Source organism: Nonomuraea sp. NPDC048901, assembly GCF_040649695.1.
Classification (GTDB): Bacteria; Actinomycetota; Actinomycetes; order Streptosporangiales; family Streptosporangiaceae; genus Nonomuraea.
Genome location: NZ_JBEZFW010000006.1, coordinates 559499 through 583847 on the forward strand (window position 1 = coordinate 559499; position 24349 = coordinate 583847).

The 24349-nt window shown below is 70.0% G+C and carries 22 protein-coding genes; 11 read left to right on the forward strand and 11 right to left on the reverse strand.

Features of this window, described 5'->3' with window-relative positions:
• Positions 1-56 precede the first annotated feature (56 nt).
• A complete protein-coding gene (locus tag AB0C30_RS23855) occupies positions 57-785 on the forward strand; it encodes a helix-turn-helix domain-containing protein (RefSeq protein ID WP_357947730.1) in 729 nt (242 codons plus the stop codon).
• A complete protein-coding gene (locus AB0C30_RS23860; RefSeq protein WP_357947733.1) occupies positions 782-3274 on the forward strand; it encodes a PEP/pyruvate-binding domain-containing protein in 2493 nt (830 codons plus the stop codon). Before AB0C30_RS23855 ends, AB0C30_RS23860 begins: the two co-directional genes overlap by 4 nt.
• Before the next feature lie 136 nt (positions 3275-3410).
• Here AB0C30_RS23860 and AB0C30_RS23865 read toward each other — a convergent pair whose 3' ends face one another.
• The 4 genes from AB0C30_RS23865 to AB0C30_RS23880 are packed head-to-tail and all read right to left on the reverse strand — an operon-like array spanning position 3411 to position 6894.
• Entirely contained in the window at positions 3411-4376 is a 966-nt protein-coding gene (locus tag AB0C30_RS23865) for a glycine betaine ABC transporter substrate-binding protein (protein WP_357947735.1), read from the reverse strand.
• Between the two features lie 55 nt (positions 4377-4431).
• Entirely contained in the window at positions 4432-5199 is a 768-nt protein-coding gene (locus AB0C30_RS23870; RefSeq protein WP_357947738.1) for an ABC transporter permease, read from the reverse strand.
• On the reverse strand, positions 5196-6254 hold the full coding sequence (locus tag AB0C30_RS23875; protein WP_357947741.1) for an ABC transporter ATP-binding protein: 1059 nt from the start codon (positions 6252-6254) through the stop codon (positions 5196-5198). The genes AB0C30_RS23870 and AB0C30_RS23875 overlap by 4 nt, the downstream gene beginning before the upstream one ends.
• Complete coding sequence (locus AB0C30_RS23880) at positions 6241-6894, reverse strand: ABC transporter permease (RefSeq protein WP_357947744.1); 654 nt, start codon at positions 6892-6894, stop codon at positions 6241-6243. The genes AB0C30_RS23875 and AB0C30_RS23880 overlap by 14 nt, the downstream gene beginning before the upstream one ends.
• A gap of 152 nt (positions 6895-7046) precedes the next feature.
• Between AB0C30_RS23880 and AB0C30_RS23885 the strand changes: the two genes are divergently transcribed.
• Positions 7047-8279, forward strand: coding sequence for a helix-turn-helix domain-containing protein (locus tag AB0C30_RS23885; RefSeq protein WP_357947746.1), 1233 nt, complete (start codon positions 7047-7049; stop codon positions 8277-8279).
• Here AB0C30_RS23885 and AB0C30_RS23890 read toward each other — a convergent pair.
• Positions 8268-9122 carry an SGNH/GDSL hydrolase family protein gene (locus tag AB0C30_RS23890; RefSeq protein WP_357947749.1) on the reverse strand — a complete coding sequence of 285 codons (855 nt, stop codon included), beginning with the start codon at positions 9120-9122 and terminating at the stop codon, positions 8268-8270. The two genes, AB0C30_RS23885 and AB0C30_RS23890, sit on opposite strands and share 12 nt — an antisense overlap.
• Positions 9123-9248: 126 nt before the next feature.
• On the reverse strand, positions 9249-10544 hold the full coding sequence (locus AB0C30_RS23895; RefSeq protein WP_357947752.1) for an MFS transporter: 1296 nt from the start codon (positions 10542-10544) through the stop codon (positions 9249-9251).
• Between the two features lie 83 nt (positions 10545-10627).
• Here AB0C30_RS23895 and AB0C30_RS23900 point away from each other — a divergent pair, with 83 nt between their 5' ends.
• The gene (locus AB0C30_RS23900) at positions 10628-11107 is read left to right on the forward strand and encodes an Rrf2 family transcriptional regulator (RefSeq protein ID WP_357947755.1); all 480 of its coding nucleotides are present in this window, start codon (positions 10628-10630) and stop codon (positions 11105-11107) included.
• A gap of 68 nt (positions 11108-11175) precedes the next feature.
• On the opposite strand, the gene AB0C30_RS23905 is transcribed toward AB0C30_RS23900, so the two are convergent.
• The gene (locus AB0C30_RS23905; RefSeq protein WP_357947758.1) at positions 11176-12306 is read right to left on the reverse strand and encodes an ATP-binding protein; all 1131 of its coding nucleotides are present in this window, start codon (positions 12304-12306) and stop codon (positions 11176-11178) included.
• Between the two features lie 70 nt (positions 12307-12376).
• Complete coding sequence (locus AB0C30_RS23910; protein ID WP_357947761.1) at positions 12377-13030, reverse strand: response regulator transcription factor; 654 nt, start codon at positions 13028-13030, stop codon at positions 12377-12379.
• A 111-nt stretch (positions 13031-13141) separates the two neighbouring features.
• On the opposite strand from AB0C30_RS23910, the gene AB0C30_RS23915 reads away from it, so the two are divergent.
• The 6 genes from AB0C30_RS23915 to AB0C30_RS23940 all read left to right on the forward strand — a co-directional run bounded on the left by AB0C30_RS23915 (position 13142) and on the right by AB0C30_RS23940 (position 21068).
• Positions 13142-13480, forward strand: coding sequence for a hypothetical protein (locus AB0C30_RS23915; RefSeq protein ID WP_357947764.1), 339 nt, complete (start codon positions 13142-13144; stop codon positions 13478-13480).
• A gap of 101 nt (positions 13481-13581) precedes the next feature.
• Positions 13582-13704, forward strand: a complete 123-nt coding sequence (locus AB0C30_RS23920; RefSeq protein WP_357947766.1) for a hypothetical protein — start codon at positions 13582-13584, stop codon at positions 13702-13704.
• Entirely contained in the window at positions 13701-14420 is a 720-nt protein-coding gene (locus AB0C30_RS23925; RefSeq protein WP_357947769.1) for a cupin domain-containing protein, read from the forward strand. Before AB0C30_RS23920 ends, AB0C30_RS23925 begins: the two co-directional genes overlap by 4 nt.
• A 72-nt stretch (positions 14421-14492) precedes the next feature.
• Positions 14493-16493, forward strand: a complete 2001-nt coding sequence (locus AB0C30_RS23930; RefSeq protein WP_357947772.1) for a DUF2264 domain-containing protein — start codon at positions 14493-14495, stop codon at positions 16491-16493.
• A gap of 116 nt (positions 16494-16609) precedes the next feature.
• A complete protein-coding gene (locus tag AB0C30_RS23935; protein ID WP_357947775.1) occupies positions 16610-17617 on the forward strand; it encodes a hydroxyacid dehydrogenase in 1008 nt (335 codons plus the stop codon).
• A 211-nt stretch (positions 17618-17828) separates the two neighbouring features.
• Positions 17829-21068, forward strand: coding sequence for a discoidin domain-containing protein (locus AB0C30_RS23940; RefSeq protein WP_357947778.1), 3240 nt, complete (start codon positions 17829-17831; stop codon positions 21066-21068).
• Positions 21069-21110: 42 nt separating this feature from the next.
• Here AB0C30_RS23940 and AB0C30_RS23945 read toward each other — a convergent pair whose 3' ends face one another.
• Genes AB0C30_RS23945 through AB0C30_RS23955 form a run of 3 tightly spaced genes read right to left on the reverse strand, consistent with a single transcriptional unit; the run spans position 21111 to position 23148 of the window.
• A complete protein-coding gene (locus tag AB0C30_RS23945) occupies positions 21111-21422 on the reverse strand; it encodes a hypothetical protein (protein ID WP_357947780.1) in 312 nt (103 codons plus the stop codon).
• A gap of 60 nt (positions 21423-21482) precedes the next feature.
• Positions 21483-22829: a hypothetical protein gene (locus AB0C30_RS23950; protein ID WP_357947781.1), complete on the reverse strand. Its 1347-nt coding sequence runs from the start codon at positions 22827-22829 to the stop codon at positions 21483-21485.
• Positions 22830-22839: 10 nt separating this feature from the next.
• Positions 22840-23148, reverse strand: coding sequence for a hypothetical protein (locus tag AB0C30_RS23955; protein ID WP_357947783.1), 309 nt, complete (start codon positions 23146-23148; stop codon positions 22840-22842).
• Positions 23149-23267: 119 nt separating this feature from the next.
• Here AB0C30_RS23955 and AB0C30_RS23960 point away from each other — a divergent pair, with 119 nt between their 5' ends.
• Positions 23268-24155 carry a hypothetical protein gene (locus AB0C30_RS23960; RefSeq protein WP_357947786.1) on the forward strand — a complete coding sequence of 296 codons (888 nt, stop codon included), beginning with the start codon at positions 23268-23270 and terminating at the stop codon, positions 24153-24155.
• Positions 24156-24349: the final 194 nt, after the last annotated feature.

The window sequence follows — 24349 nt, forward strand, 5'->3', positions numbered from 1 at the left end:
CGGTTAATTAAATGACTGCATAGTCTCATCTAGTCAAACATTTGAGGTGAGACGAGATGGCCAGAGTGGGACGGCCCCCGCAGGATCCGAAGCGTCAGCTGGAGCGGGCGCACCGGATTCTCGACGCCGCCGCCGAGCTGTGCCTGCGCTGGGGCTACGACAAGACGACCATCGACGACGTGGCCCGGCAGGCAGAGGTCGCCAAGGGCACGATCTACCTGCACTGGAAGACCCGCGAGATGCTCTTCGCGGCGCTGATCCGCCGTGAGCGGGTCCTTCTGGTGCGTGAGGTCCGCGAGCGCGCGCCCGCGGACCTGCGCGAGTTGCTCCGGGAGCTGGTCGGCGGGCTCTTGCGCCGGCCGTTGATGAGGGCGCTGATCCTGGACGACTCGGAGGTGTTCGGCAAGCTCAGCAGGCAGAAGAAGAGCAGCCAGAGCACGCTCGATCTGGGCGCCGCGTTCGGGACCTACCTCCAGGACCTGGCCGGGCGGGATGTGCTCCGCTCGGACCTGACTCCCGCCGAGCACCTCGCGACCCTCGCCTCGGTCATCTACGGGTTCCTGCTCACGCAGAACATGATGCCCGAGCAGATGCGGATGCCGGAGGACCGGCTCGTCGAGCTGGTCGCCGACACCGGCGTCCGCGCGATGGGCACCGGCGCCACGCTGTCGGACGACGACGCGCGGGCCGTCAGGCTGGCCACTCTCGGCTATCTCGACACCATGGAGGAGATCGCGGAGCGGAAGCTCGCGCTCTCCCTGGGCGCTAAGGAGCGTGTCACGTGAGGGTGCTACTCCCTCTCGACGATGCCGCCGCGGACCTCGCGACAGTGGGCGGAAAGGGCGCTTCCCTGGCCAGGCTGACCAGGGCGGGACTGCCCGTTCCCGGCGGTTTCCACATCACCACCGAGGCCTACCGGGCCTTCGCCGCGGACTTCCGCGACCGGATTCTCGACGCGGCCGCCGCCGGCGATGCCGCCGGGATCGCCGCCCTGTTCGCCGGGCACGACATGCCCGCCGCCGTCGCCGCGGAGATCCGCACGGCATATGAGGCGATGGGCGACGACGTGCCGGTGGCCGTCCGCTCGTCCGCCACGGCCGAAGACCTGCCCGGCATGTCGTTCGCCGGACAGCAGGACACCTACCTCAACATCAGGGGCGAGGCGCTGCTCGACGCCGTCAAGCGCTGCTGGGCGTCGCTCTGGAACGCCCGCGCCATCGCCTACCGCGAGCAGAACGGCGTGCCGCACGACGACGTGGCGCTGGCCGTCGTCGTGCAGGAGCTCGTGGACGCCGACGCGGCCGGCGTCATGTTCACCGCGAACCCGGTCAACGGCGCCCGCGACGAGATCGTCATCAACGCCTCCTGGGGCCTGGGCGAGGCGGTCGTCGGCGGCCAGGTCACCCCCGACACCGTCGTGGTCCGCCACGGCGCCGTCACCGAGTCGCGGATCGGCGACAAGACCGTCATGACCGTACGCACGCCGTCCGGCACGCACGAGGAGCCCGTGCCTGAGGAGCTGCGGCGCCGGGCCGTCCTCGACCCGGCGCAGGCCGCCGAGCTGGCCGGGGTCGGCTCGCGCATCGAGGAGCTGTACGGCACGCCGATGGACGTCGAATGGGCCAGGCGCGACGGCTCATTCTTCATCGTCCAGGCCCGCCCGATCACCGGCCTCAAGCAGCCGGTCGAGGAGTGGAACGACAGCCTCAAGGGCGAGAACCTGTGGACCGGCGGCAACCTCGGCGAGGCCATCCCCGACGTGATGACGCCCGTGACCTGGTCGTTCGTCCGCTTGTTCATCCATGAGGCGATGGCCGCCTCGGCGCTGCCCGGATTCGACCTGGTCGGCAACATCGGCGGCCGTTTCTACATGAACCTGAGCGTCATGTACACGATGGCCGTCTCGCTCGGCATGCGGTCACGGCTGAGCGCCGTCGAGCAGATCTTCGGCAAGCTGCCGCCCGGCCTCGACGTGCCGCTGCTGAAGGTCTCCCGCTGGGAGATCCTCAAGAAGGTCGTGCCGCTGGGGATCGACATCCAGAAGCGCGTCCGTACGAACCTCAAAGGCATGCCCGCCTTCCTCGCCACCGCGCGGCGGCAAGCGGAGGAGCTGCGCGCCCGCGTCGCCACCATGGAGACCGGCCCCGAGCTGGCCGCCCTGTGGGAGCGCGAGATCGAGCCGTACGTCGTCACCAGCTGCCGCATGCTGGAGGCCGCCGGCCGGCAGGGCGGGGCCACACTCGTCTACACCCGCGACAAGCTGCGCAAGATGATGGGCGACGTCGACGCCGAAGCCATGCTCACCGGCGTCAACATCGACGGCGAACTGGCCAGCCTCGGCCCGGTCATCGGGCTGGGCAGGCTGGCCAGGGGAGAGATCGACCGGGACACCTTCGCCCAGCTGTACGGGCATCGGGGGCCCCACGAGTTCGAGGTCTTCATTCCGCGTCCCGGCGAGGATCCGGCGTGGATCGACGCTCAGCTGGCCGGGCTCCGTGACGTGAGCGCCGACACCGAGGCCCTCCTCGCCCGCCAGAAGAAGGCGCGCGAGGAGGCGTGGGCACGCTTCGCCCAGCGTTACCCCCGCAAGGAAGCCAGGATGCGCGACCGGGTCACCAGGTGGAACAAGGTCGTCCGCGACCGCGAGACCGCCCGATCGGAGAACATGCGGGCGTTCTGGGTGCTGCGCGCCTTCGTGCTGCGGGCCGGGGAGCTCACGGGGCACGGCGACGACCTGTTCTTCCTCTACCTGGAGGAGATCCTCGGCCTCCTGCGCGGCGACACGTCCGCGTTGGAGCGGGTTCCGGCCCGGCGGGCGACCTACGAGATGTACGCGGCGCTGCCGCCGTACCCGACGCTGATCGTCGGCCACTTCGACCCGGTGCGCTGGGCCGCCGACCCCGACCGGCGCGGCGACATCTACGACGCGCGCGGCGGGAGCGCGCCCGTCAGCGACACGGTCACCGGCTTCCCTGGCGCGCCGGGCATCGTCGAGGGCGTCGCCCGGGTGATCTCCTCGCCTGAGGACGGCGACCGGCTCAAGCCCGGCGAGATCCTGGTGACGACGCTGACCAACATCGGCTGGACCCCGATGTTCCCGCGCGCCGCCGCCGTGGTCACGGACATGGGGGCGCCGCTGTCGCACGCCTCGATCGTGGCCCGCGAGCTGGGCATACCGGCGGTGGTCGGCACGGGGAACGCGACGATGCGGCTGCACGACGGCGACCGGGTCCGGGTGGACGGCGAGGCGGGCACGGTCGAGTTGCTGGGCTGAGGGGTGCTCGGGGCGGCCATGGGGTAGGCCGGAGATCATGCACGCCACCGGCCGCACGCCCCGCACCTGAGGGAGCGGCGCGAGCACTCACGCCGGGCCACGATCGGCTGGCTGCGCGGCCGGTGGCGATGACTTGCTATGCGGCTGACTTACCGAGGAAGCCGGCGGTCTTGAGCCAGTCGGCGGTGACCTTGTTCGGCTCCTCGCCGTCGACGTCGACCTGGGCGTTGAGCTTGCGCATGGTCGTGTCGTCCAGCTTGGCGATCACCGGCTTGAGCACCTTCTCCAGCGCCGGGTACTTCTGGTAGGTCTCGTCCCGTACGTTGACCGCGGCGTTGTAGATCGGGAAGAAGCGCTTGTCGTCCTGCAGCACGGTCAGGCCGAGCGCGGAGATGCGTCCGTCGGTGGTGTACACCTCGCCGAAGTTGCAGGTCTGGCCCTTGTCGGTCTCGGTGTAGACGACACCGGTGTCCAGCTGGCTGATCTTGTTCTTCGGGATGTTCAGGTCGTACGCCTTGGACAGCCCCGGCAGCCCGTCGTCGCGGGTCGAGAACTCCGACTCGACGCACAACGACGCCTCGTTCGGGTTGGTCTTGGCGAGTTTCGCCACGTCGGAGACCGTCTTGACGCCCAGCTGCTGGGCCTTCTCGGAGCGGATCGCCAGCGCGTAGGTGTTGTTCAGCGGCGTCGGCCCGATCCAGCGGATCTTGTTCTTCGCCAGGTCCTCCTCCGCGGTGGCCTTGAACTGCTTGGCCGAGTCCGGGATGGGAGTGGCGTTCTTCAGGTGCTCGATCCAGCCGGTGCCCGAGTAGTCCCAGTACATGTCGATCGCCTTGGACGTCAGCGCCTGCCGGTTCGGCACGGTGCCGCCGAGGTTGGTCTTGTCCACGACCTCGGCCCCGTGCGCCTTGAGCAGCTGCACGGCGATCTGGCCGAGCACGATGTTCTCGGTGAAGTCCTTGGACCCGACGACGAACTTGGCGCCGGACAGCTCATTGCCCGCGCTGGCGGCCTCGACCTCCCCGCCCGAGCCACAGGCGCTCGTGGCGGTCAGAGTCAGGGCGGCGGCGGTGAGCAGGGTGAACGTCTTGCGGACACGCATACGAAAAACACCTCTTGAAGCTGGGCTTACGGTACTTGCGGTATGAGAGGGGGAGTCAGATGCCGCGCGGCTTGAGCAGGTTCTCGGCGAGCCCGCCGAGCCAGTCGATGAAGAAGGCGATGCTCGCCGTCAGCACGGCGCCCGCGATGGTCACGGGCATGCGGTTCAGCTTGAGCCCGTTGATGATCAGCTCGCCGAAGCCGCCCGCGGCGACGAACGCGCCGAGCGTGGCGACGCCGACGGTCAGCACGAGCGCGGTCCGCAGCCCGGCGAGGATGGCCGGCACGGCCAGCTTGAGCTCCACGCGGCGGAGCACCTGTCCCTTGGTCATTCCCATGCCGCGCGCGGCCTCGATGAGCGCGGGGTCGACCTGCTGCACGCCGACCATCGTGTTGCGCAGTACGGGCAGCACCGCGTAGGCGACCAGGCCGACCAGGGCGGTCTGGAAGCCGACCCCCAGCAGGAACGTGCACAGCACGAGCAGCCCGATGGCCGGGATCGCCTGGCCCAGGTTGGCCAGGGTGAGGATGATGGGGGTGATCAGCCGGTTGCGGGCCCGCGAGGCGACGATGCCCAGAGGGATCGCGATGACCACCACGAGCGCGGTCGCCACGAGCGTCATCTGGATGTGCTCCACGGCCTTGGCCAGGAGGACCTCACGGGTGAGGCTGCGGCTCTCGATCGAGTCCAAATTCTGCGCGCCGAGCCAGGCGTACAGGGCGATCAGTACGCCGCAGAGGGCGATGGGGGTGATGACATACCGCAGACCTGTCAGGCGCCCGAGTGGGCGGGTCCGGTCCGCGCCGAGTGTCGCGGTGGTCACCTGCCGACCGCCTCCTCTCGGGCGGTGTCCGGCACGGGCGCGGCGCTCGCCGGCTTCGGTCCGGAGCCCACCGACTTCAGTCGAGGGGCGGGTGCGGGTTCGGTTCCCACGGCCTCGCACAGCGCGTTGTAGGTGAGGACGCCGGACGGCGAGCCGCAGCGGTCGGTGCCGTGCGCGAGCATGACGTCCAGAGCCTCGCGCAGGCTGGCGTCCGCGGTGATCTGCGGCAGGTTCGCGCTGCCCGGCTGCTGCCGGCACTCCACGTCCGCCACGCGCAGCAGCGCGAGGCGCTTGAGCGTGGCGTCCTGGCCGATGAAGCCGGCGACGTAGTCGTCCGCCGGGTTGGCCAGGATGTTCGCGGGGGTGTCGTACTGGGCGATGTGCGATCGCTCCTTGAGCACGGCGATGCGGTCGCCGAGCTTGATGGCCTCCTCGAAGTCGTGCGTGACGAAGATGATCGTCTTACGCAGCTGCTTCTGGAGCTTGACGAACTCGTTCTGCAGATGTTCGCGGGTGATGGGGTCGGTCGCGCCGAAGGGCTCGTCCATCAGCATCACGGGGGGATCGGCGGCCAGCGCCCTGGCGACGCCCACGCGCTGCTGCTGCCCGCCGGACAGCTCGCGGGGGTAGCGGTCGTGGTAGGCCGACGGCTCCAGGTTGACCAGGGAGAGCAATTCCTCCACCCGGTCGGCGGTCTTGGCGGGGGTCCAGCCGAGCAGCTTCGGCACCAGGCCGATGTTCTGGCCGATGGTCAGATGCGGGAACAGCCCCACCTGCTGGATGGCATAGCCGATGTGCCTGCGGAGCTCGTCGGGATGCAGGCTCAGCACGTCGTCGCCGCCGATGCGGATCTCGCCCGAGGTGGGCTCGACCAGGCGGTTGATCATCTTCATCGTGGTCGTCTTGCCGCAGCCTGACGGGCCGACGAAGACCACGAGCTCGCCGGCGGGGATGTCGAGGTCGACGTGGTCCACCGCCGGCGCGGGCTGTCCCGGGTAGTGCTTGGTCAACGCCCGCAGCTCGATGCTTGCGCCTCCGGTGTCACGATCGAACACGAAGCCCCCTAGGAATGGTCAGTTGACGTACGGCGAAGAAGAACAGGTCGAACAGGACGGCGATGACCACGATGCCGAGCGTGCCGGCGAGCGTCGCGTTCAGCGCGTTCACCGAGCCCAGCCGGGACAGGCCTTCGAAGATCTGCGTGCCGAGGCCGGGGCCGTCGACGTAGGCGGCGATGGCCGCGATGCCGATGAGCATCTGCGTGGCCACGCGCACCCCGGTGAGGATCAGCGGCCAGGCCAGTGGCAGCCGCACTTTCAACAGGACGCGGGTCCGGCTCATGCCCATCCCACGTCCGGCCTCCACCATGGCGGAGTCGACGCCGCGCAGCCCGGCCACCGTGTTCCTGATGATCGGCAGGAACGCGTACGCGGTCAGCGCGACCAGCGTGGATCCCCAGCCGAGTCCGGTGATCGGGATGAGCAGGGTGAGCAGGGCGAGGGAGGGGACCGTCAGGATCGCGGCGGAGATCGCCAGCGAGAATCCCCGGGTTTTCGGAAGGTCGTGGGCGAGCAGCCCGATGCCGACGCCGACTGCCGTGGAGACGCCGATGGCGACGCCGACGACGAGGGCGTGTTCCCCGGCGGCCAGCGAGAGGGTGTCCCAGCGTGAGACGACGTACTCGCTGAAATTCATAGAGTGACCGCCTTTACTTACGCTTGCATGAGTCTGTAAACGTATGTGACTAATGGCCGTCAGCGCAAAGTCAGTCAAGGTCAGAGGCTTGCAATGGCGTTCGTGAGGCCCTGTCCATTGCGGAAATGCGTCCGTTTTGGCATGGTTTGACGGTGGCGTGCCCCCTTACTCTGGCCGGCCGCCCCGTACATGAGACGCTTGATCGCCAGACCACCAAACTGGCCAGGCGACTGGTGCGGAGCTTCGCCGAGGAGATCCCTATCTACCGGCGCTTGCCCAGGGAAGAGCTCGACGGCGACATCACCCGGATCACCGAGGACAACCTGCGGCTGATCTCCCGGATGTTCCGCGACGGCCGCCCGCCGACCAGGGCGGAGCTGGCGCCGTTGCGCTCCTCGTCCGCGCGCCGGGCCCGGGAGGGAGTGCCGCTGGACGACCTGCTCAACGCCTACGCCCGTGGGGCGCGGATGGTGTGGGAGCACCTGTTCGCCGCCGCGACGCCGGCCGACTTCGAGGACGTCCTGGCGGCCAACCGGCTCATCCTCGTCTACACGCAGGCGGTGACGGGCGCCGTGTGCACGGCGTACCTGGAAGAGCGCGAGAGCATGCTCAGTCACGAGCAGCACACCATGCACGCGACGGTGTCCGCGCTGCTCGCGGGCGACAGCGCGGCTCTGGCAGGGGTACGGCTCGCGCGGCGCTACCTCGTGCTGGCCGTCGCGGCGGGCCGGCACGCCGACGAGGACTCCGACGAGCCGGGCGGGTCCATCGCCGGGCGGCGCAAGCTGCACCGGATCACCACCGCGCTGCGCCGGCACGCCGCGGAGCCGGTGCTGTCGGTGCTCGACACCACGGGCGGGCTCGTGCTGGTGCCCTGCGGTCCGCTTGACGGGCGCCTTGCTCATGTCGGTGAGATGGCCGCCGCTACTCGCGCCGACATGAGCAAGGCCGCTGGGGTGCCGGTGTGGGTCGCCGCCGAGCTCGCGCCGCCCGCCGGGGTGCCGGCCGCGGCCAAGCTCGCGGAAGAGGTGCTGGAGGTGGTGCGGCTCTTCCAGCGGCCGCCCGGCGCGTACCGGCTGGCCGACGTGCTGCTCGAATACCAGCTCACCCGGTCCAGCGAGGCGACGGCGGCCCTGGCCGGGCTGCTCGATCCGCTGCTGGGCAATCCCGACCTGCTCAGGACGCTCAAGGTGTACCTGGACACGGGACTCGATCGGCGGCGGTCGGCCTCACTCCTGCATGTACACCCGAACACGGTCGACTACCGCCTGCGCAGGGCCGTCAGCCTGACCGGGCTGGATCCCGTCGACCCCGCGCATCTCCAGCGGATCGGCGCGGCGCTGGCCGCGCGTCGCCGGCTCGGGTTGGACTGGTTAGACGCCTGAGACGGCGGCCGTGACCACGGTGGCGAAGTTGCTCATGCCGAGCGCGTTCGGGTGGAAGGGGGCGGCGGGCGCGGCCGGGACGTACGGCTCGATCCACCGCACCCCCGGCGACGCGCACGGGTCGTGGCCGACGCTCGGGGTCTGCAGGTCGATGAAGCCGACACCGGCGGCGGACGCCTGCTCGGCCAGCATCTGGTTGAAGTACTTGAGGGTGGCGCGGATGTAGTTGGCGTCGGCCTTGATGATCGGGACGCGCGGGTAGCAGCCGTTCGGCGGGGCGTAGGTGGCGTAGCCGACCATGAAGATCCGGGCCTGCGGGGCGCGGGCCCGGATGTCGTCCATGAGCGTGGTCAGGCGCGAGCGCAGCGCGTCCGTCTTCACCCGCCAGCTGTCCTGGCCGTCCACGATGTAGTCGTCGTTGCAGGCGTCTCCGACGGGCGGCGGCAGCAGGTTCAGGCAGTCCTCGATGAAGCCCGTCAGGCCGACGTCGTTCGCCCCGATCTGCACGGTGACGAGGGTGGTGTCCTGGCTGAGCGCGTCCAGCTGCGGCGCGACCGAGCCGAGATCCGTGCTCTGCCGCTGGTACATGTCGCCGGTGTCGGCGCCGGAGCACGTGACGTCGCGGAACGTACGGGCGCCGATGGCCTGCGCCGTCAGGTGGGCGTAGTTGTGGTCGGAGCGCCAGCAGCCGAGGTCGGGGATGACCTGGTTGGGCACGAGCGGTCCCGAGGCAGCCGAGTCGCCGAGGGCCACGTACACGTCGCTCTGCGCGGCCTGGGCGGCGGGGGCGAGACCTAACACCAGGGCGGCCGCTGCGAGCACGGTCAACATCCGTCGGACCATGGAGACTCCTTCGGCGAGGGGTTGGTGGGGGGTGAGGAGTTCGAGGTGCAGACAAACGATGAGCCGCGAAGGTCATTCTGTGAATTGGACCGGGCGGTAAATCCGCGCTGTCAAATCTGTGACGCCTCACAAATCCCGGGCGCTCGCTGTTGGGCCGGTCACTTCCGTGCGCCCGCCCTCACGTAGCCGGGCGATGGGGAGCAGCATCGCGGCGGTCAGCCCGCTGAGCAGGCCGAACGCCAGGTGGAAGTCTCCTGTCGCGTCACGTAGCGCTCCCACCAGCACGGGCGCCAGCGCGGCGCAGGCGTAGCCGACGAAGAACGCCATCGCGCTGATCCGCCCGGCCTCGGCGGCGTCGCGGCTCACCACCACGGGCAGCGTCAGGACGAGCGTGAACAGCCCGCCGTGACCCACGCCCAGGGCGGCGATCCACACCCAGGTGGCCGTCGCCGGAGCCGCCGCCAGCCCCGCGAACCCGATCGCTGTCAACGTCGTCGTCAGGACCAGCCCGGCGCGCCTGTCCCGCCCTTCACCCAGCAGCGCCGGTACGGCCAGCATGGCGACTACCTGGATGGAGATCATCGCGGTCAGCAGCACGCCCGCGCCGGTGGCGTCACGGTGCCCGTCCTCGTGGAGCAGGGGGACGATCCAGGCGAGTTCGCAGTAGTACAGGGCGGAGTTGACGGCGGACAGCACGGTGATGCGCCAGGCCAAGCCGCTCCGCCAGGGCAGCCCTTTGGTGACAGGCCCCGCTGGAGCCGCCGTCTGGCTCGTGCCGGTCTGGCTCGTGCCGGTCTGGCTCGTGCCGGTCTGGCCTGCGCCGGTCCGGTTCGTACCCATGAGGGCTGGGGTGCTGTCGAGGGCCAGGGAGGTGCGGGAGGCCGACCAGATCGCCATGCCCCCCACCGCGAGCACCAACCAGGAGGCCAGCGCGCCCGGCCAGGAGCCGATGGCGTCGGCGAGCGGCGCGGTCACCCCGGCCGCGACCGCGCCGCCCAGACCGAGGCCGGCGGTGTAGATGCCGGTGACCAGGCCCGCGCGGTCGGCGAAGCGCGTCTTGACCACGGCCGGCAACAGCGTCTGCGCGATCGCGATCCCGGCGCCGACGGCCGCTGCGCAGATCAGCTGCAGCCAGGCGGAGCCGCCGAAGACGCGGGCCGCCGTCGCCACGGCGATGACGGCCAGCCCGAACAGCACGCCGAGCCGCAGCCCGAATCTGCGGCCGACCACGGCGGCCAGGGGCGCGCAGACCCCCATGGCCAGCGTCGGGATGGTCGTCAGCAGCGCCACTCCCGTGGCGGACAGGTCGAGGTCGGTTCGGATGCGGTCCACCAGAGGGGACACGGCGGCGATCGCGGGTCGCAGGTTCGCCGCGGCGACGAACAGCGCGACGGCGGCCGCGCCGAGGGCGGTACGCGTCATGGGGGCTCCCAGTTGATCTCGGATATTTGCCATCCGAGTTCTATCACGGACATTCATTGTCCGGAATGGGTAGGCTGTCTGACATGAAGATGTCCAACGGAGTGGAGTGGGCGCTGCACAGCTGCGTCACGCTCAGCCAGGGCCAGGATCCGGTGCCGGCGGCGCGGCTCGCGGAGCTGCACGGCACCCCGCCGGCGTATCTGGCCAAGCACCTCCAGGCGCTCTCCCGAGCGGGCATCGTACGGTCTACGGCCGGGCAGGTCGGCGGCTACCTCCTCACCCGGCCGGCCGCCGCGATCACCGTGCTGGAGGTGGTCCAGGCCATCGACGGCGACGCGCCCGCCTACCGGTGCACGGAGATCCGGCAGCAGGGGCCGCTGGCCGTACCGGCCGAACGGTGTGACCGGCCGTGCGCGATCGCCCGCGCGATGGCCTCGGCGCAGGAGGCCTGGTCCGGCGCGCTGGCGGGCATCACGATCGCGGACCTCGCGGCGGGCATCGACGCCGACAGTGACGGTACGGCCATGGCGGACGTACGCCGCTGGCTGGCCGCCTCGGCGTGACCTGCGGTTGAGGAACCTCTAGGAACATGACCGGGGGTTGAGGAGCCCCAGGAACATGACCTGCGGCTCTAGGAAGCCGAGCCCGCCAGGGTGACGGTCACCTCCAGCCCGCCGGCCGGGAGAGCATGGACTTCCAGCGTGCCGTGGTGGGCCTCGACGATGGCGGCGACGATCGACAGGCCCAGCCCAAGGCCGTCGCCCGTGGCTCTCCGGCCGGTCTCCAGACGCTGGAAGGGCTGCAGGAGCGTCTGGACCCGGTCGGGCGGGATCACCGGGCCGCTGTTGGAGATCCTCAGGGTGGGCCGACCGGACTCCACGGCGGTCGCCACCTTGATCCAGCCGCGTGGGGGCGAGCCGTCCGGGGTTGGGCCGTTTGGGATGTTGTGTCGCGCGGCGTTGTCCAGGAGGTTGGTGACCAGGCGGTCGAGCAGGGCGCGGTCGCCGGACGCGGGGGCCGGGTGCAGTGCGTACTCGACGCGGACGCCCTGGTCGCCACGCTGGTCGAGGGCCTGCCCGGTGATCGCGGCCAGGTCGAGGGGCTGCCGGTGGTGCAGTCCTTGCTGGCTGCGGGCCAGGATGAGCAGGGCTTCGATGAGCCGTTCCTGGTGTTTGCCGTTGGCCAGCAGCCGTTCCAGTACGGTCCGCAATGATCCGACGTCGGCCGCCGGATCGGCGAGCGCGATCTCGACCATGGCCTGCTGCAGCGTCAGCGGGGTACGCAGCTCGTGGGAGGCGTTGGCCACGAACCGCCGCTGCGCCGTGAACGCGGCCTCCAGCCGATCCAGCAGCTCGTCGAAGGTGTCGGCCAGCTCCTTGAGCTCGTCGTCCGGCCCGGAGGCCGCCAGCCGCCGGTCGAGCTGTTCGGCCGTGATGTGCCGGACGGTGGCCGTCATGTCGTGCAGTGGCCGCAGTACGCGACCGGCGGTGAGTCTGCCCAGAAGTACCGACGCGAACGCCATCACCGCCAGCGCGATCAGTGAGTTGACCAGCAGCCGACGCAGGCTCTCGGCCTGCTGCCCCTTCACCTGAGGCTCCAGTACGGGCAGGTCGATCCCCCCGGGCGCAGGGGGAGCGGCGGGCGGCCCCGGGAAGGGCGAGTACACCACCAGGAAGTAGATGAGGGCGACCAGCGCCACCGCGGCCAGCAGGAACAGACCGCTGTACAGGAGGGTCAGACGCAGCCGGGCGGTCCGCTTCATAAACACCACCTCATAACCGGTCGCCCCACAAAGGGTCGCCCCACAACCGGCCGTCTCACAAACGCCCGCCTCACAATCGGTACCCGGCCTGCGGGACCGTCTCGATCAGCGGCGGATCGCCCAGCTTGCGGCGCAACCGGCTGATCGTCACCTTCACCGTCTGCGTGAACGGGTCGGCGAACTCGTCCCAGCCCTGCTCCAGGAGCTGTTCGGCGGAGACCACGGCACCCCTGGCGGCCAGTAGCAGCTCCAGTACGGCGAACTCCTTGGGACTCAATGGCAGCCGGTGCCCGTCGCGGGTGGCGATTCGGGTGGCCGGGTCGAGACGCAGGTCGCCGTGGACGAGCACCGGCGGCAGGGCCGGGCTCGACCGTCTGGCCAGCGCCCGGATCCGGGCGACCAACTCGGCGAAGGCGAACGGCTTGGGCAGGTAATCGTCGGCGCCGACGCCCAGCCCGGTCACTTTGTCATCGATCGTCCCGGCGGCGGTGAGCATCAGCACCCGCGCCGGGTAGCCCGCCCCCACGAGCGACCTGCACACGTCGTCGCCGTGCAGTCCAGGCAGGTCGCGGTCGAGGATGACCACGTCGTAGTGGTTGGCCGAGGTCCGTTCGAGCGCGGCGTCGCCGTCCAGCACCACGTCGACGGCCATACCCTCGCGGCGCAGCCCGGCGGCCACCGTCTGGGCCAGCTCCTCGTGATCTTCGACCATCAACACCCTCATGATCTCCCCAGGATGCCGCGCCGGCGGTTACAGCGGGGTAACCGCCGCCGTTCCACGCCTGTAACCGCGCTCCGGCTTTGCTGGCTTCACCGACAGAACGGAGGAGCCATCATGTTCGGCTCAACGATCAGGAACGTGATCCTCGCCGCCGCGGCCGTTGCCGCGGCCGTGGGTGGAGGTGTGCTGTCCGCTCCGGGCCACACCTCCGACGGGGACGGCAAGGCGTTCACCGAGTGCATGCGTGCGAAGGGGTTGCCCGACTTTCCCGAGGTCGCGGTGTCCTCGGACGGGCTGATCAACCTCGACATCAAGGGCGAACGCGTCGATGTCCTCTCCAGCAAGTACGGGGCGGCGGTCAAGGCGTGCGAGCCGCTGTTGCCCTCCGGCGCGCGACTGCCGGGCGCGCCGAACGCTCCCGTGGCACCGACCACGCCGCCGCTCCGGTCCTGAGTCTGCGACCACCCGGGTGTGACCGTTTCCCGTTATGGTCGGGTTTATCGGCCGGTCGCCTGGCGCGAGGGGACCATGGAATCTTCAGCGAGGAGGCGCGGGTGGCGGACAGGGAGACGGTCGGCTTCCGGTACGGGGTCGTGGTGGCCGTCGGAGACCACGGCGAGGAAGGCACCCGGCACCTGGCCGACCAGGGGCGTGCCGTGTTGGGGGTGCGAGCATGACGTTCCCCGGCGGGACCTCGGTCACCCGGTTGTCGGTCTACTCGGGCGCGTGTTCCGATGGTCTGGAGGGCGGTACGCCGCATATGCACACCGCCTCCACCGAGGCGTACGTCGTCATAGGCGGCAGTGGCGCGTTGCAGACCCTCGACCCGCGCGGTTTCCGGGAGACGGAGCTGAGCGGCGGTTCGACGGTGTGGTTCACGCCGGGCACGATCCACCGGGCGATCAACCGGGGCGGTCTGGAGGTGGTCGTGGTGATGCAGAACGCCGGGCTGCCCGAGGCGGGTGACGCGGTGATGACGTTCCCACCGGAGATCGTGGCGGACGCGGCCCGATACCGGGAGGCGGCCACGCTGCCTTCCGGTGCGGGCGCGGAGGAGGCTGTGCGGCATCGCCGTGATCTGGCGGTGGCGGGGTTCCTGCGGCTGTCCGAGAGCTTGGCCGACGGGGATCCGGGACCGTTGCGGGAGTTCTATGACAGCGCGGTCGCGCTGGTACGTCCCAGGGTCGCGGGCTGGCGGCGTACCTGGGAGGACACCGTCGCCCGGCAGACCCGCCACACCGCCGAGGTGCTCGACGCGCTGGAACGCGGCGACGGGACGCACCTGGGCGAGGCCACGCTGCTCGAATCCCCACCCGAAGCCCGCTGGGGCATGTGCGGCCACCTGCACACCCACGACGTCGCCCACCCGCACGTCCACTCGGCCCCCAGCTGATCGGGACGCGGGTGATCCTGCGCGACAGCACCCCTCCCCGGGCTCGTTGATCGCGAGCCGTATTATCCGCTTATGTCATCGCTGCGCCTCCCACCTGCCGATACCGCATTGTCCGCCTACACCGGCTGGACCCGGGCGCACTGGGAGGCCGTGGCGGATCACCTGCTGGAATCCGTGGTGCCGTACGCCACCGACGACTTCGCGCAGTACCGCATGCCGGGCAGGGAGAGCCGGTCGGGGCCGGTGAGTGACGGCCTGGAGGGGTACGCCCGCACGTTCCTGCTGGCCGCGTTCCGGATCGCCGGGGCGGGCGGCGCGGTGCCGCCCGCTCTCCTCGAGCGGTACGCCCGGGGACTCGTGGCGGGGACCGACCCGGCGCACCCGTACGCCTGGCCGCCGCTGACCGACATGTCCCAGCCGCTGGTCGAAGCGGCCTCGATCGCGCTGGCCCTGCACGAGACCCGGCCCTGGCTGTACGACCGGCTGTCCCCAGCCGAGCAGGAGCGGGTGGTGGCCTGGCTGGCGGGCTTCGTCGGCAGGCGGACACCGGACAACAACTGGGTGCTGTTCCGGGTGGTCGTCGAGCAGTTCCTGGCCGAGGTGGGCGGGCCGTACAAGCCTGACGAGATCACCGGCGGCCTGGAGCGGATCGAGGACTGGTACGTCGGGGACGGCTGGTACTCCGACGGCGCGGGCAAGAACTTCGACTACTACGCCGGCTGGGCTCTGCACCTCTACCCGCTGCTGTGGGCCAGGATGGCCGGGGACGCGGCCCGCCTGGAACGTTATAGCGAGCGGCTCCGGGCCTTCCTGGGCCAGTACCAGCACCTGTTCGCCGCCGACGGCGGGCCCGTGCACCAGGGGCGGTCGCTGACCTACCGGTTCGCCACGGTCGCGCCGCTCTGGCTGGGCGCGCTGACCGGCTCCTCGCCGCTCCCGCCCGGCCGGACCCGGCGGATCGCCGGTGGGGTGCTGCGTCACTTCGTCGAGCGGGGGGTGCCGGATGAGCAGGGGCTGCTGACGCTCGGCTGGTACGACACGTTCCTGCCGGTCACGCAGAGCTACTCGGGGCCGGGCTCGCCCTACTGGGCCAGCAAGGCGTTCCTCGGCCTGCTGCTGCCCCCCGAACACCCGGTATGGACGGACGCCGAGGTCCCGGCGCCGATCGACCTGGCGGACCAGGCGGTGACGATGCGCCCGCCGGGGTGGCTGCTGCACGCCACCTGCGAGGACGGCGTGGTCCGGCTGGTCAACCACGGCAGTGACCGGGACCGGATTCAGGACCCGTCAGGGGTGCCGGATCCGCACTATCTCAAGCTCGCCTATACCAGTCACACCGGCCCCAACCTGGCCGAGGTGACTGGCGGCGAAGGAGAGACGGCCGGCAACGAAGGGGCGGGAGCCGGTCTCGAAGGGAAGGCTGCCGGAGCCGAAGGGCAGGCGGTCGGTTTCGACAGGGCAGTGGTCGGCGTCGACGGGGAGGTGGTCGTCGTCGCGCCGGACGGGGCCGTCTCCCGCAGGCGGCGCATCGAGCCGCTCACGACGGGCGACCGGTTCGCCGCCTCCGCCTACCGCGACGACCTCCCGGCCGGGCCGGTCCACGTGGTGACGGCCTCGGTGGTGGACGGGGCGGCCGAGGTACGGATCCACCGGGTCACCGCGCCCGCCGGACACCAGGTCAGGGACGGTGGCCACGCCATCGCCGGGGAGGCGCCGCCCACGGCGCGCGGCGGCGAGCTCTGGGCGTCGGCTCGGCGGGCGGACGGGCTGGTCAGCGTGGTGCGCGGGCTGCACGGCTACACGACGGCCGGGGTGGCGACCGCGACGGGCGCGAACGCCTTCGGACGGCACTCGGCCACCCCGTACGTGCTCGCGGACGCCCACCCGGGCGGAACCGCCGTGTACGTCAGCCTTGTCCTGCTCACCGGCACGGCCGAGGCGCCGCCCCCGGAGGTGCGGGTCGACGGCGACCAGGTCACCCTCGACCTGCCGGGCGGCGACACGGCGACGGTCCGCCTCACCGAGACCCCCACCTGCGTCCGCGTCGCCGGCGGCGGGAAGAACCCGACGTGAAGTGACGGCGACGGTCTCCCTACCGGCATCCCGCGTGAGGTGGCGCCCCGCCTCACCGAGACCGCACGTGAAGTGGCACCCCGCGTAACCGTTCACCCACCTGAGGAGCCTGCCTGATGTCACGGTCACCCGTCGCGGTCTTCGCCATCGCGCCCTGGGCCTTCCACGACGTCTTCCCCGCCGACCTCATCGAACGGTTGCGGCAGTCGGTGGAGGTCGACGCGACGGTGACGTTCACCTCGTTCGAGGGAGAGGCGGCGGCGCGGGCCCTGGCCGGGGCGGAGTTCCTGCTGACCGGATGGGGCTGCCCGCGGATCGACGCCGAGGTGCTGAAGGCGGCGCCCGGCCTGCGGGCCGTCGTCCACGCCGCCGGCTCCGTCAAGGCGATCGTCGATCCCGTCGTGTTCGAGCGGGGGATCCTCGTGTCGTCCGCCGCGGAGGCGAACGCCGTGCCCGTCGCCGAGTACACCATCGCCATGCTGGTGCTCGGCGCGAAACGGGTCTTCGAACGGGCCGGTCACTACGCGGCCGGCGCCGACCGGTCCGCCTGGCAGCAGGGCGCGGGCACCGGCCTGTACGACTGCACCGTGGGCGTGATCGGGGCCTCCCGGGTGGGCCGGCACGTGCTGCGGCGGCTGCGCGACTTCGAGGTCGACATCCTGCTGTCCGACCCCTACGTCTCACCGGAGGAGGCGGCCGAAATGGGGGCCGAGCTGGTGGACGTGGACGAGCTGTGCCGGCGCAGTGACCTGGTCACCGTGCACGCTCCGGCCCTCGCCGAGACCCGGCATCTGCTGGACGAGCGCCGCCTCGGGCTCCTGCCGGACCGGGCCGTCGTGATCAACACCGCCCGTGGCTCGCTGATCGACACCGAGGCGCTCACCAGGGCGTGCGCGTCCGGTCGCGTCTCGGCCGTGCTCGACGTGACCGAACCCGAGCCGCTGCCTCCGGGCCATCCCCTCTTCGGCCTGCCCAACGTGCTCGTCACCCCGCACGTGGCGGGCGCGCAGGGGCGTGAGTTGCGGCGGCTCGGCGAGTACGCGATCACCGACCTTGAACACTTCATGCGGGGACGCCCGATGCGCGGCCGGGTGACGGCCGAGCAGCTCGCTCGCCTGGCCTGACGACCTGCCGAAAGCCGAAAACAGCCGAAAACCTTTTCGCAACGCTCGCCAAGGCAGGCTGCCACGCCGATTGACAGGGCCCTTATATCGGTTTACGTTGCCGAAAACCTTTTATTTCACCGATTCGACAGAAAGGATTGTTAGCGCTACCACAACCAAGCGCTAGGTTCGATCACACCCCCAAGCGTTCGATCGGATCGGATCACTCTGCATGAGAAGAATCATCACGGCCCTCCTGCTCATCGCGGGATCACTCGTCTTAGGCGCTCCCGCGCAGGCTGCCCAGACCATCGGATACCCCACCTTCAACGGCCCGTCGATCCCGGCCGCGCCCGGTTCGTACACGACCGGCAACATGATGCAGGCCATCTACGACGCGGAGAGCTCGGGCACGGACTTCTGGATGGACCGGCTGCTGGCCCGCCCCGGCAACGACCCGGCCGGAACCTGGCTGATGTCCCGCGGACGCGCCCTGTTCATGAAGACCCACACACCGGGCACGCTCGGCTTCGCCGGCCAGGTGGCGTACTGGGAGAGCATCAGCAACAACGACGCCTACACCGTGGCCATCACGCCGGGCACCTTCACCGAGCAGGTCAACTCCCGCTGGCAGGCGCCGAGCTACTGGAAGAGCGTGCACACCAGCGGCTCCATCACGGTGAACCAGACGAAGTTCATCACCAACAACAACGTCGCCGTGACGAACCTGTCGATCACGAACGGCGGCTCCAGCTCGACCACGCTGCAGCTGCGGGCCACCTCCCCGTACGCCACCTCGGGGAGCGGCAGCGAGCTGACCGGGCAGGTCAACGCCTACAACAACCTCACCACGATCTATCCCCGGCTGACGGGTGACGGCTTCACCGTCTCCAGCGGCGGCCTGAACAGGTCCGTGACGATCCCGGCCGGAGGGACCGTGACCGCCAAGGTGGTCATGGGCTTCGTCACCAACGAGATCCCCGAGTCGCGGACCGAGTACGACGCCTACGCGGGATACACCAACGCCACCGCCTTCGCCACCCACGTACGGGCCTACAACCTGTGGTGGGCGCAGAACGTGCCCTACATCGACGTGCCCGAGCCGGCCATCAAGAAGAACATCTACTACCGCTGGTGGCTGATGCGCTTCAACAACCTCGACGCCGACATTCCCGGGCAGACGTTCCAGTTCCCCACCTCGACCGAAGGCGTGCTGGGCTACAACAACGCCATCGCGCTCACCCAGCCCATGCACATCGACGACCTGAAGTACCTGCGCAACCCGATCTACTCCTACGGCGACTGGCTGAGCGTCGGGCAGATCTCCAAGAACGGCCGCTTCCTCGACAATCCGGGCGATCCCGAGAACTGGTCCAACAGCTACACCCAGTACATCGCCGAGGCGGCGTGGAAGAGCTACCAGATCCACGGCGGCCAGCCGGCGATCGCCGCCAACCTGGCGCGCTACGCCGAGGGGGACGTCAAGGGCCAGCTGTCGTACTACGACCACGACAACAACAAGCTCATCGAGTACGACTGGGGCGCCCTGACCGGCAACGATGCCGACGCCGTCTCCTTCCACTGGAAGCCCGGCAACATGGACCGCGCCGAGTCGGCCTACCAGTACAGTGGCGCGCTGGCCGCCGCGCAGGCGTACGAGGCGGTCGGCAACACCGCCAAGGCCACCGAGATGCGCACGCTCGCCACGCAGATCCAGAACGCCATCGTCAACGTGCTGTGGAACCCCAACCGGCAGCTGTTCGAGCACCGGCTGAAGTCCACCAACGAGTGGGTGCCGTGGAAGGAGATCAACAACTACTACCCGTTCGCCGTCGGCGCCATCCCCAACACCGCGACGTACAAGCAGGCGCTGCGCCTGTTCGACGATCCGGCGCAGTATCCGATCTTCCCCTTCTACACGGCCAACCAGGCCGACAAGGCGGCCTCGGGCACCGGTAGCAACAACTTCTCCACGATCAACTCCACCGTGCAGTTCCGCCTGCTCTCCTCGGTGCTGCGGAACTACTCCAACTCGTGGATCGACGCCACCTGGTACAAGAAGCTGCTGTACTGGAACGCCTGGGCCCAGTACATCAACGGCAACACCCAGTACCCCGACGCCAACGAGTTCTGGGCCGACTGGAACGGCTCCTCGATCACCTACCGCTCCTGGATCCACCACAACATCCTGGGCAGCAGCAACTGGACCGTGATCGAGGACGTGGCCGGGCTGCGCCCGCGCAACGACGCGAAGGTGGAGCTCTCGCCGATCAACATCGGCTGGCCCAACTTCACCGTCAACAACCTGCGCTACCGCAACGCCGACCTGACCATCGTCTGGGACGACCCGGCGGACGGCGTGGTCCGTTATCCGGGCGTGCCCGAGGGCTACTCGATCTTCATCAACGGCAGCAGGGTCGCCACGGTCAACTCGCTGGTGCCGTTCACCTGGGACCCCGCCACCGGTGACGTCACCACGAGCGGCACGGTCACCTACCACGTGTCCTCGCCCGGGCTGCAGGCGCCCGCGCAGGTGACGCAGAGCAGCGCCCGGATGGTGGACCTGCTGGCCAAGGCCGGGGTCGACCTGACCGCCAACCTGACCAACCTGGCTCAGGGGGCGAGCGTCTCGACCTCCTCCACCGCGTCGGGCAGCAGCGCCGCGGGCGCGGTCGACGGCTTCCCGATCAACGAGCCGTTCTGGGGCGGCACGGGCGCCAGTCAGGACTGGTACGAGGTGAACTTCGGGGCCGCCCGCACGCTCAACGAGGTCCGGCTCTACTTCAAGGACAGCCGCCCGGCCAGCGCCACCTACCGGGCACCCGCCTCGTACGACATCCAGTACTACAACGGCAGCACCTGGGTCAGCGTGCCCAGCCAGGCCAAGAGCCCGTCGGCGCCGCGGGCGAACTACAACGTGGTGCAGTTCCCGGCGATCAGCGCCCAGCGGGTACGGGTGCTGGCCACCAACGCCTCGGGGGCCAAGACCGGGCTCACCGAGATCAAGATGTTCAACCGCGGCGGCACCCAGCAGCCGCCGAGCGGCAACCTGGCCGCCTCGGCGACCCCGTCGGCGTCGAACACCTCCTCCTGGGAGAGCGTCGCCGCCGTCAACGACGGGATCGACCCGCCCTCCTCCAACGACACCGTGAACCCGCGCTGGGGCTGCTGGCCGGAGACCGGGCAGCAGTGGGTGGACCTGACCTGGTCCTCGGCCCAGAACCTGAACAAGGCGGAGGTGTACTTCTTCGACGATGACGAGGGCATCGACATGCCCGCGTCCTGGAAGCTCCAGTACTGGAACGGCAGCGCCTATGTCGACGTGCCCGGCGCGAGCGCGTACGGGCTGGCCAAGAACCAGTACAACACCGTCAACTTCACCGCGACGAACACCACCCGCCTGCGGGTGCTGATGACCGGCAACGGCACCAGCTCCGTCGGCCTCCTGGAGGTCAAGGCGTACGGACCGTGACCGGCGGGGGCGTGCCTTTCGGGGCACGCCCCCTTCACGGTCTCAGCCGCGGGTGTCGATCCACACGCTGATCGTCGTGTGCGGGCTGATGCCGGTGTACGAGGTGGCTCCGGCGGGCGCCCACGGGCCCTCGATGGGGATGAGCCCGACCTCCGGCAGGAAGTGCCGCTGCAGGACGTGGATCCGGTGCTCACCGGTGCCCGAGGTGCAGTAGCTGGAGGCCCACCGCTCCGCGGTGTTGAGCTGGTAGCTGCAGCCGGTGGGGGCGGCGAAGGCGCTGGGTCCCAGGCCGAGCTCCAGCCCGATGGTGAGGGTGAGCGTCGCGGCCGAGGCGGACCATTTTCTCGCGTTCATACAGGGCTCCTGGGTCGGCGAGAATCGTTTAGGAAAGTTTCCTAAGAATGGTTGCGACCGTCAATGGGAGGGGATGGTCCACGTCACGGTGCGGGTCAGCTGCCCGCGCGTGGTGTACGACCTGGCCCAGCCGAGCTCCTCGAAACGACCGTTCTCCTGGTTGATCCACCCGGTCTTGGCGCCGTTGTCGTCGTACTTGTTGAAGTTGTACCGGTCGTGGGCGTGGACGGTGATCTCCATCGTCGCCTGGTTCCCGTCGATCCGGACGTTCCCGCTGCCCCAGATCGAGTGGCTGCCCAGGGCGCCGTTCCAGTTGTCCGTCTCGGTCTTGGCCTTGAGCGGCTGGCCGGTCATCTGGAACTCCGATTTGCCGCTCTCCCGGTAGAGCCGCTCGGCCTGCTCCTGCGCCTGGCGGACCGCCGCGTCGACCGACTGGCGGACGCTCTCGTCCTCGTCGTACGCCTTCTGGTAGTCAACCTCGAAGTCGGCGCCGGAACCGTCCAGATAGTGCTTGACCGTGGCGGCGGCGTCGTCCCAGCCCGGCATCGCCTCCTCGCCGTGCATGAGGCCCCGCCACTTGTACCAGTTCGCGTAGTCCTCAGCGGTGGGCTTGGCGTCGGGGTCGTACGGCCAGGGATCGTCGAAGTGGATGCCAGGGTCCTGGGGCGGGCCGATACGGTATTCCCCGGTGAACGGGGCGCCCTTGGGGGGAATCGGCGGGTCGTGCGGGTGACGCTCCGGCCGTTCCTCGTCCAGGAACAGGGCGCCTCCGGACGCCGCCAGCATTCCGGCGGGCCCCAGCGCCTTCTTGAGCCGCGAGGCCGTGGCCACGGCCGGGAACTTGGGCGGCTTGGCGCCCAGCAGGCGGCGCAGGCGGGTCTCCAGCGCCCGGATCAGCGTCCGGCCGAAGTAGCGCTCCAGCTTGCGGCGCAGGGTGGCCACGGCCTGCCTGGCGAAGGTGCGCAGCATCCCGACAGTGGCCCGCGCCCGCAGCGCGGCGAGCCCGCCCGAGATCACCGCCGAGGCCAGCGCCCAGGTCAGGGCGATGAGCACGTACATCGCGAGCAGCTTCAGCAGCAGCTTGAGCATCTCGATGAGCCGGGCGAGCAGGTCATGGGCGTCCGCCATGGCGTGCAGCGAGGCCGCGAGGCTGTCCAGGTGACCGGAGCCGGGCTCGCTGTAGTCGGCCCAATAGGCGTTGACCGCGTTGATGTGGTCGCCGGCGTTGTTCGTGCCGGCGCGCGCGACGGCCCCGTGCGCCGCGGGGCTCACCTCGCGCTGCAGGGAGGTGGCGCATGTACGGTACGCCGTCGCGCACGTACGGATGCCGTCCTCGTCCTCTTTCGGCCATTTCACACCGAGCAGCCGGAACCCCGGCTCCAGCTCGGGCGTGAGGGTCACCGGCATGAGGCCCGCCTCACGAACCCGTCGCCCGGACGGCCTCCTCCGCGGCGGCCACGCCCTTGCGCAGGTCGTCGGCCATCACCTCGATGCCCGTGCCGGTGGCGTGCAGGTTGTGGTGCGTCTGCCCGCACGCCTGGTGGAGCAGCTCGTTGAGCTGGTCCACGGCCGCGCCCAGAAGGGTGCCGCCGAACGCCGACCCGCCGCTGCCGCCCACGGACAGGAGCAGGTTGTCGGCATGGCGCCGGAACAGGGCAGCGGAGTCCTTCATGTGCCGCCCGGCGCCGCTCAATGCTGCGTGGTCGAAGAGAAGCTCCTGGCCCAACGGTCACCCTCATACAGACACAGGGGCACCTATAGCCCCTTTTGTCCCATGCTAGACCAGGCGTGAGCATGGCTGTTTCCTTCAAGACCGGGGCACGGTGACCGGGTCATGATGAACGCATGAACATCGATCTTTCCGTGGCCGCCGACTTCATGGCCACCCACGCACGGGTCCTGGACCGCCGTCGCTTCCAGCTTCTGATGGGCGAGCGCGATCCGGCCGCCGTGCTGGCCGCGCTCGACGGCTACCGCAATCCGGACGGCGGCTACGGCTGGGGCCTGGAGCCCGACCTGCGCTCGCCCGAGAGTCAGCCGGGGGCCGCGCTGCACGCCTTCGAGGTGTTCGAGGACGTCGCACCGGCCGCCTGCCCGCGGGCGAGCGAGCTGTGCGACTGGCTGGAGTCGGTCTCGCTGCCCGACGGCGGGCTGCCGTTCGCGCTGCCCCGCACCTCGAACGCCGGCAACGCCCCCTGGTGGGCGGGCGCCGACAGTACGGTGTCCTCGCTGCAGATCACCTCCGTCACCGCGGCCGTCGCGCACCGCGTCGCCGCCCACCTGCCCGACGTGGCCGCACATCCGTGGCTGGAGCGGGCCACCCGGTACTGCCTGGACACGATCGCCGCCCTCGACCGGCAGCCGCCCGCGTACATACTCGCCTTCGCGCTGCGCTTCCTGGACGCCGTGCACGACACCCACCCGGAGGCCGCCGGGCTGCTCGAGCGGCTGGGCGCGTACCTGCCGGCCGGCGGCCAGGTGCGCGTCGAAGGCGGCACCGAGCACGAGATGCTGCGCCCGCTGGACTTCGCGCCGTTCCCGGACCGTCCGGTGCGGGCCCTGTTCGCCCCGGAGGTGATCGAGGCCGACCTCTACCGCCTGGCCGGGATGCAGAAGGACGACGGCGGCTGGACCGTCGACTACGCCAAGATCTCACCGGCGGGCGTCCTGGACTGGCGCGGCTACACGACCGTCGGCGCGCTCGGCATTCTGCTCCGCAACGGGCGGGTCTGACGGCGGGTGCGGGCGAGCAGATGGGTGGGTTTGACGGCATGTACGGGCGGACTGATCGCCCCGCCCCGGCTTCCGCGCACCGGTAGGCTGCTCCGCACTGCGGTGACGTATCCCCTGTGCAATGCTGCGCTGAATGTGCCAGAAGTGAGCAGCTCCGGACTCTTGACAGGAGCGTTGGTGCTCGATTTACTCCG

What these genes read in the sequence shown, in the direction of transcription:
- AB0C30_RS23950 (WP_357947781.1), bottom strand. Translation starts at nt 22,829, where the DNA reads ATGCCGGTGACCCTCACGCCCGAGCTGGAGCCGGGGTTCCGGCTGCTC.
- AB0C30_RS23910 (WP_357947761.1), bottom strand. Translation starts at nt 13,030, where the DNA reads ATGAGGGTGTTGATGGTCGAAGATCACGAGGAGCTGGCCCAGACGGTG.
- AB0C30_RS23905 (WP_357947758.1), bottom strand. Translation starts at nt 12,306, where the DNA reads ATGAAGCGGACCGCCCGGCTGCGTCTGACCCTCCTGTACAGCGGTCTG.
- AB0C30_RS23925 (WP_357947769.1), top strand. Translation starts at nt 13,701, where the DNA reads ATGACGTTCCCCGGCGGGACCTCGGTCACCCGGTTGTCGGTCTACTCG.
- AB0C30_RS23890 (WP_357947749.1), bottom strand. Translation starts at nt 9,122, where the DNA reads ATGGTCCGACGGATGTTGACCGTGCTCGCAGCGGCCGCCCTGGTGTTA.
- AB0C30_RS23895 (WP_357947752.1), bottom strand. Translation starts at nt 10,544, where the DNA reads ATGACGCGTACCGCCCTCGGCGCGGCCGCCGTCGCGCTGTTCGTCGCC.
- AB0C30_RS23945 (WP_357947780.1), bottom strand. Translation starts at nt 21,422, where the DNA reads ATGAACGCGAGAAAATGGTCCGCCTCGGCCGCGACGCTCACCCTCACC.
- AB0C30_RS23865 (WP_357947735.1), bottom strand. Translation starts at nt 4,376, where the DNA reads ATGCGTGTCCGCAAGACGTTCACCCTGCTCACCGCCGCCGCCCTGACT.
- AB0C30_RS23880 (WP_357947744.1), bottom strand. Translation starts at nt 6,894, where the DNA reads ATGAATTTCAGCGAGTACGTCGTCTCACGCTGGGACACCCTCTCGCTG.
- AB0C30_RS23900 (WP_357947755.1), top strand. Translation starts at nt 10,628, where the DNA reads ATGAAGATGTCCAACGGAGTGGAGTGGGCGCTGCACAGCTGCGTCACG.
- AB0C30_RS23935 (WP_357947775.1), top strand. Translation starts at nt 16,610, where the DNA reads ATGTCACGGTCACCCGTCGCGGTCTTCGCCATCGCGCCCTGGGCCTTC.
- AB0C30_RS23915 (WP_357947764.1), top strand. Translation starts at nt 13,142, where the DNA reads ATGTTCGGCTCAACGATCAGGAACGTGATCCTCGCCGCCGCGGCCGTT.
- AB0C30_RS23960 (WP_357947786.1), top strand. Translation starts at nt 23,268, where the DNA reads ATGAACATCGATCTTTCCGTGGCCGCCGACTTCATGGCCACCCACGCA.
- AB0C30_RS23930 (WP_357947772.1), top strand. Translation starts at nt 14,493, where the DNA reads ATGTCATCGCTGCGCCTCCCACCTGCCGATACCGCATTGTCCGCCTAC.
- AB0C30_RS23855 (WP_357947730.1), top strand. Translation starts at nt 57, where the DNA reads ATGGCCAGAGTGGGACGGCCCCCGCAGGATCCGAAGCGTCAGCTGGAG.
- AB0C30_RS23940 (WP_357947778.1), top strand. Translation starts at nt 17,829, where the DNA reads ATGAGAAGAATCATCACGGCCCTCCTGCTCATCGCGGGATCACTCGTC.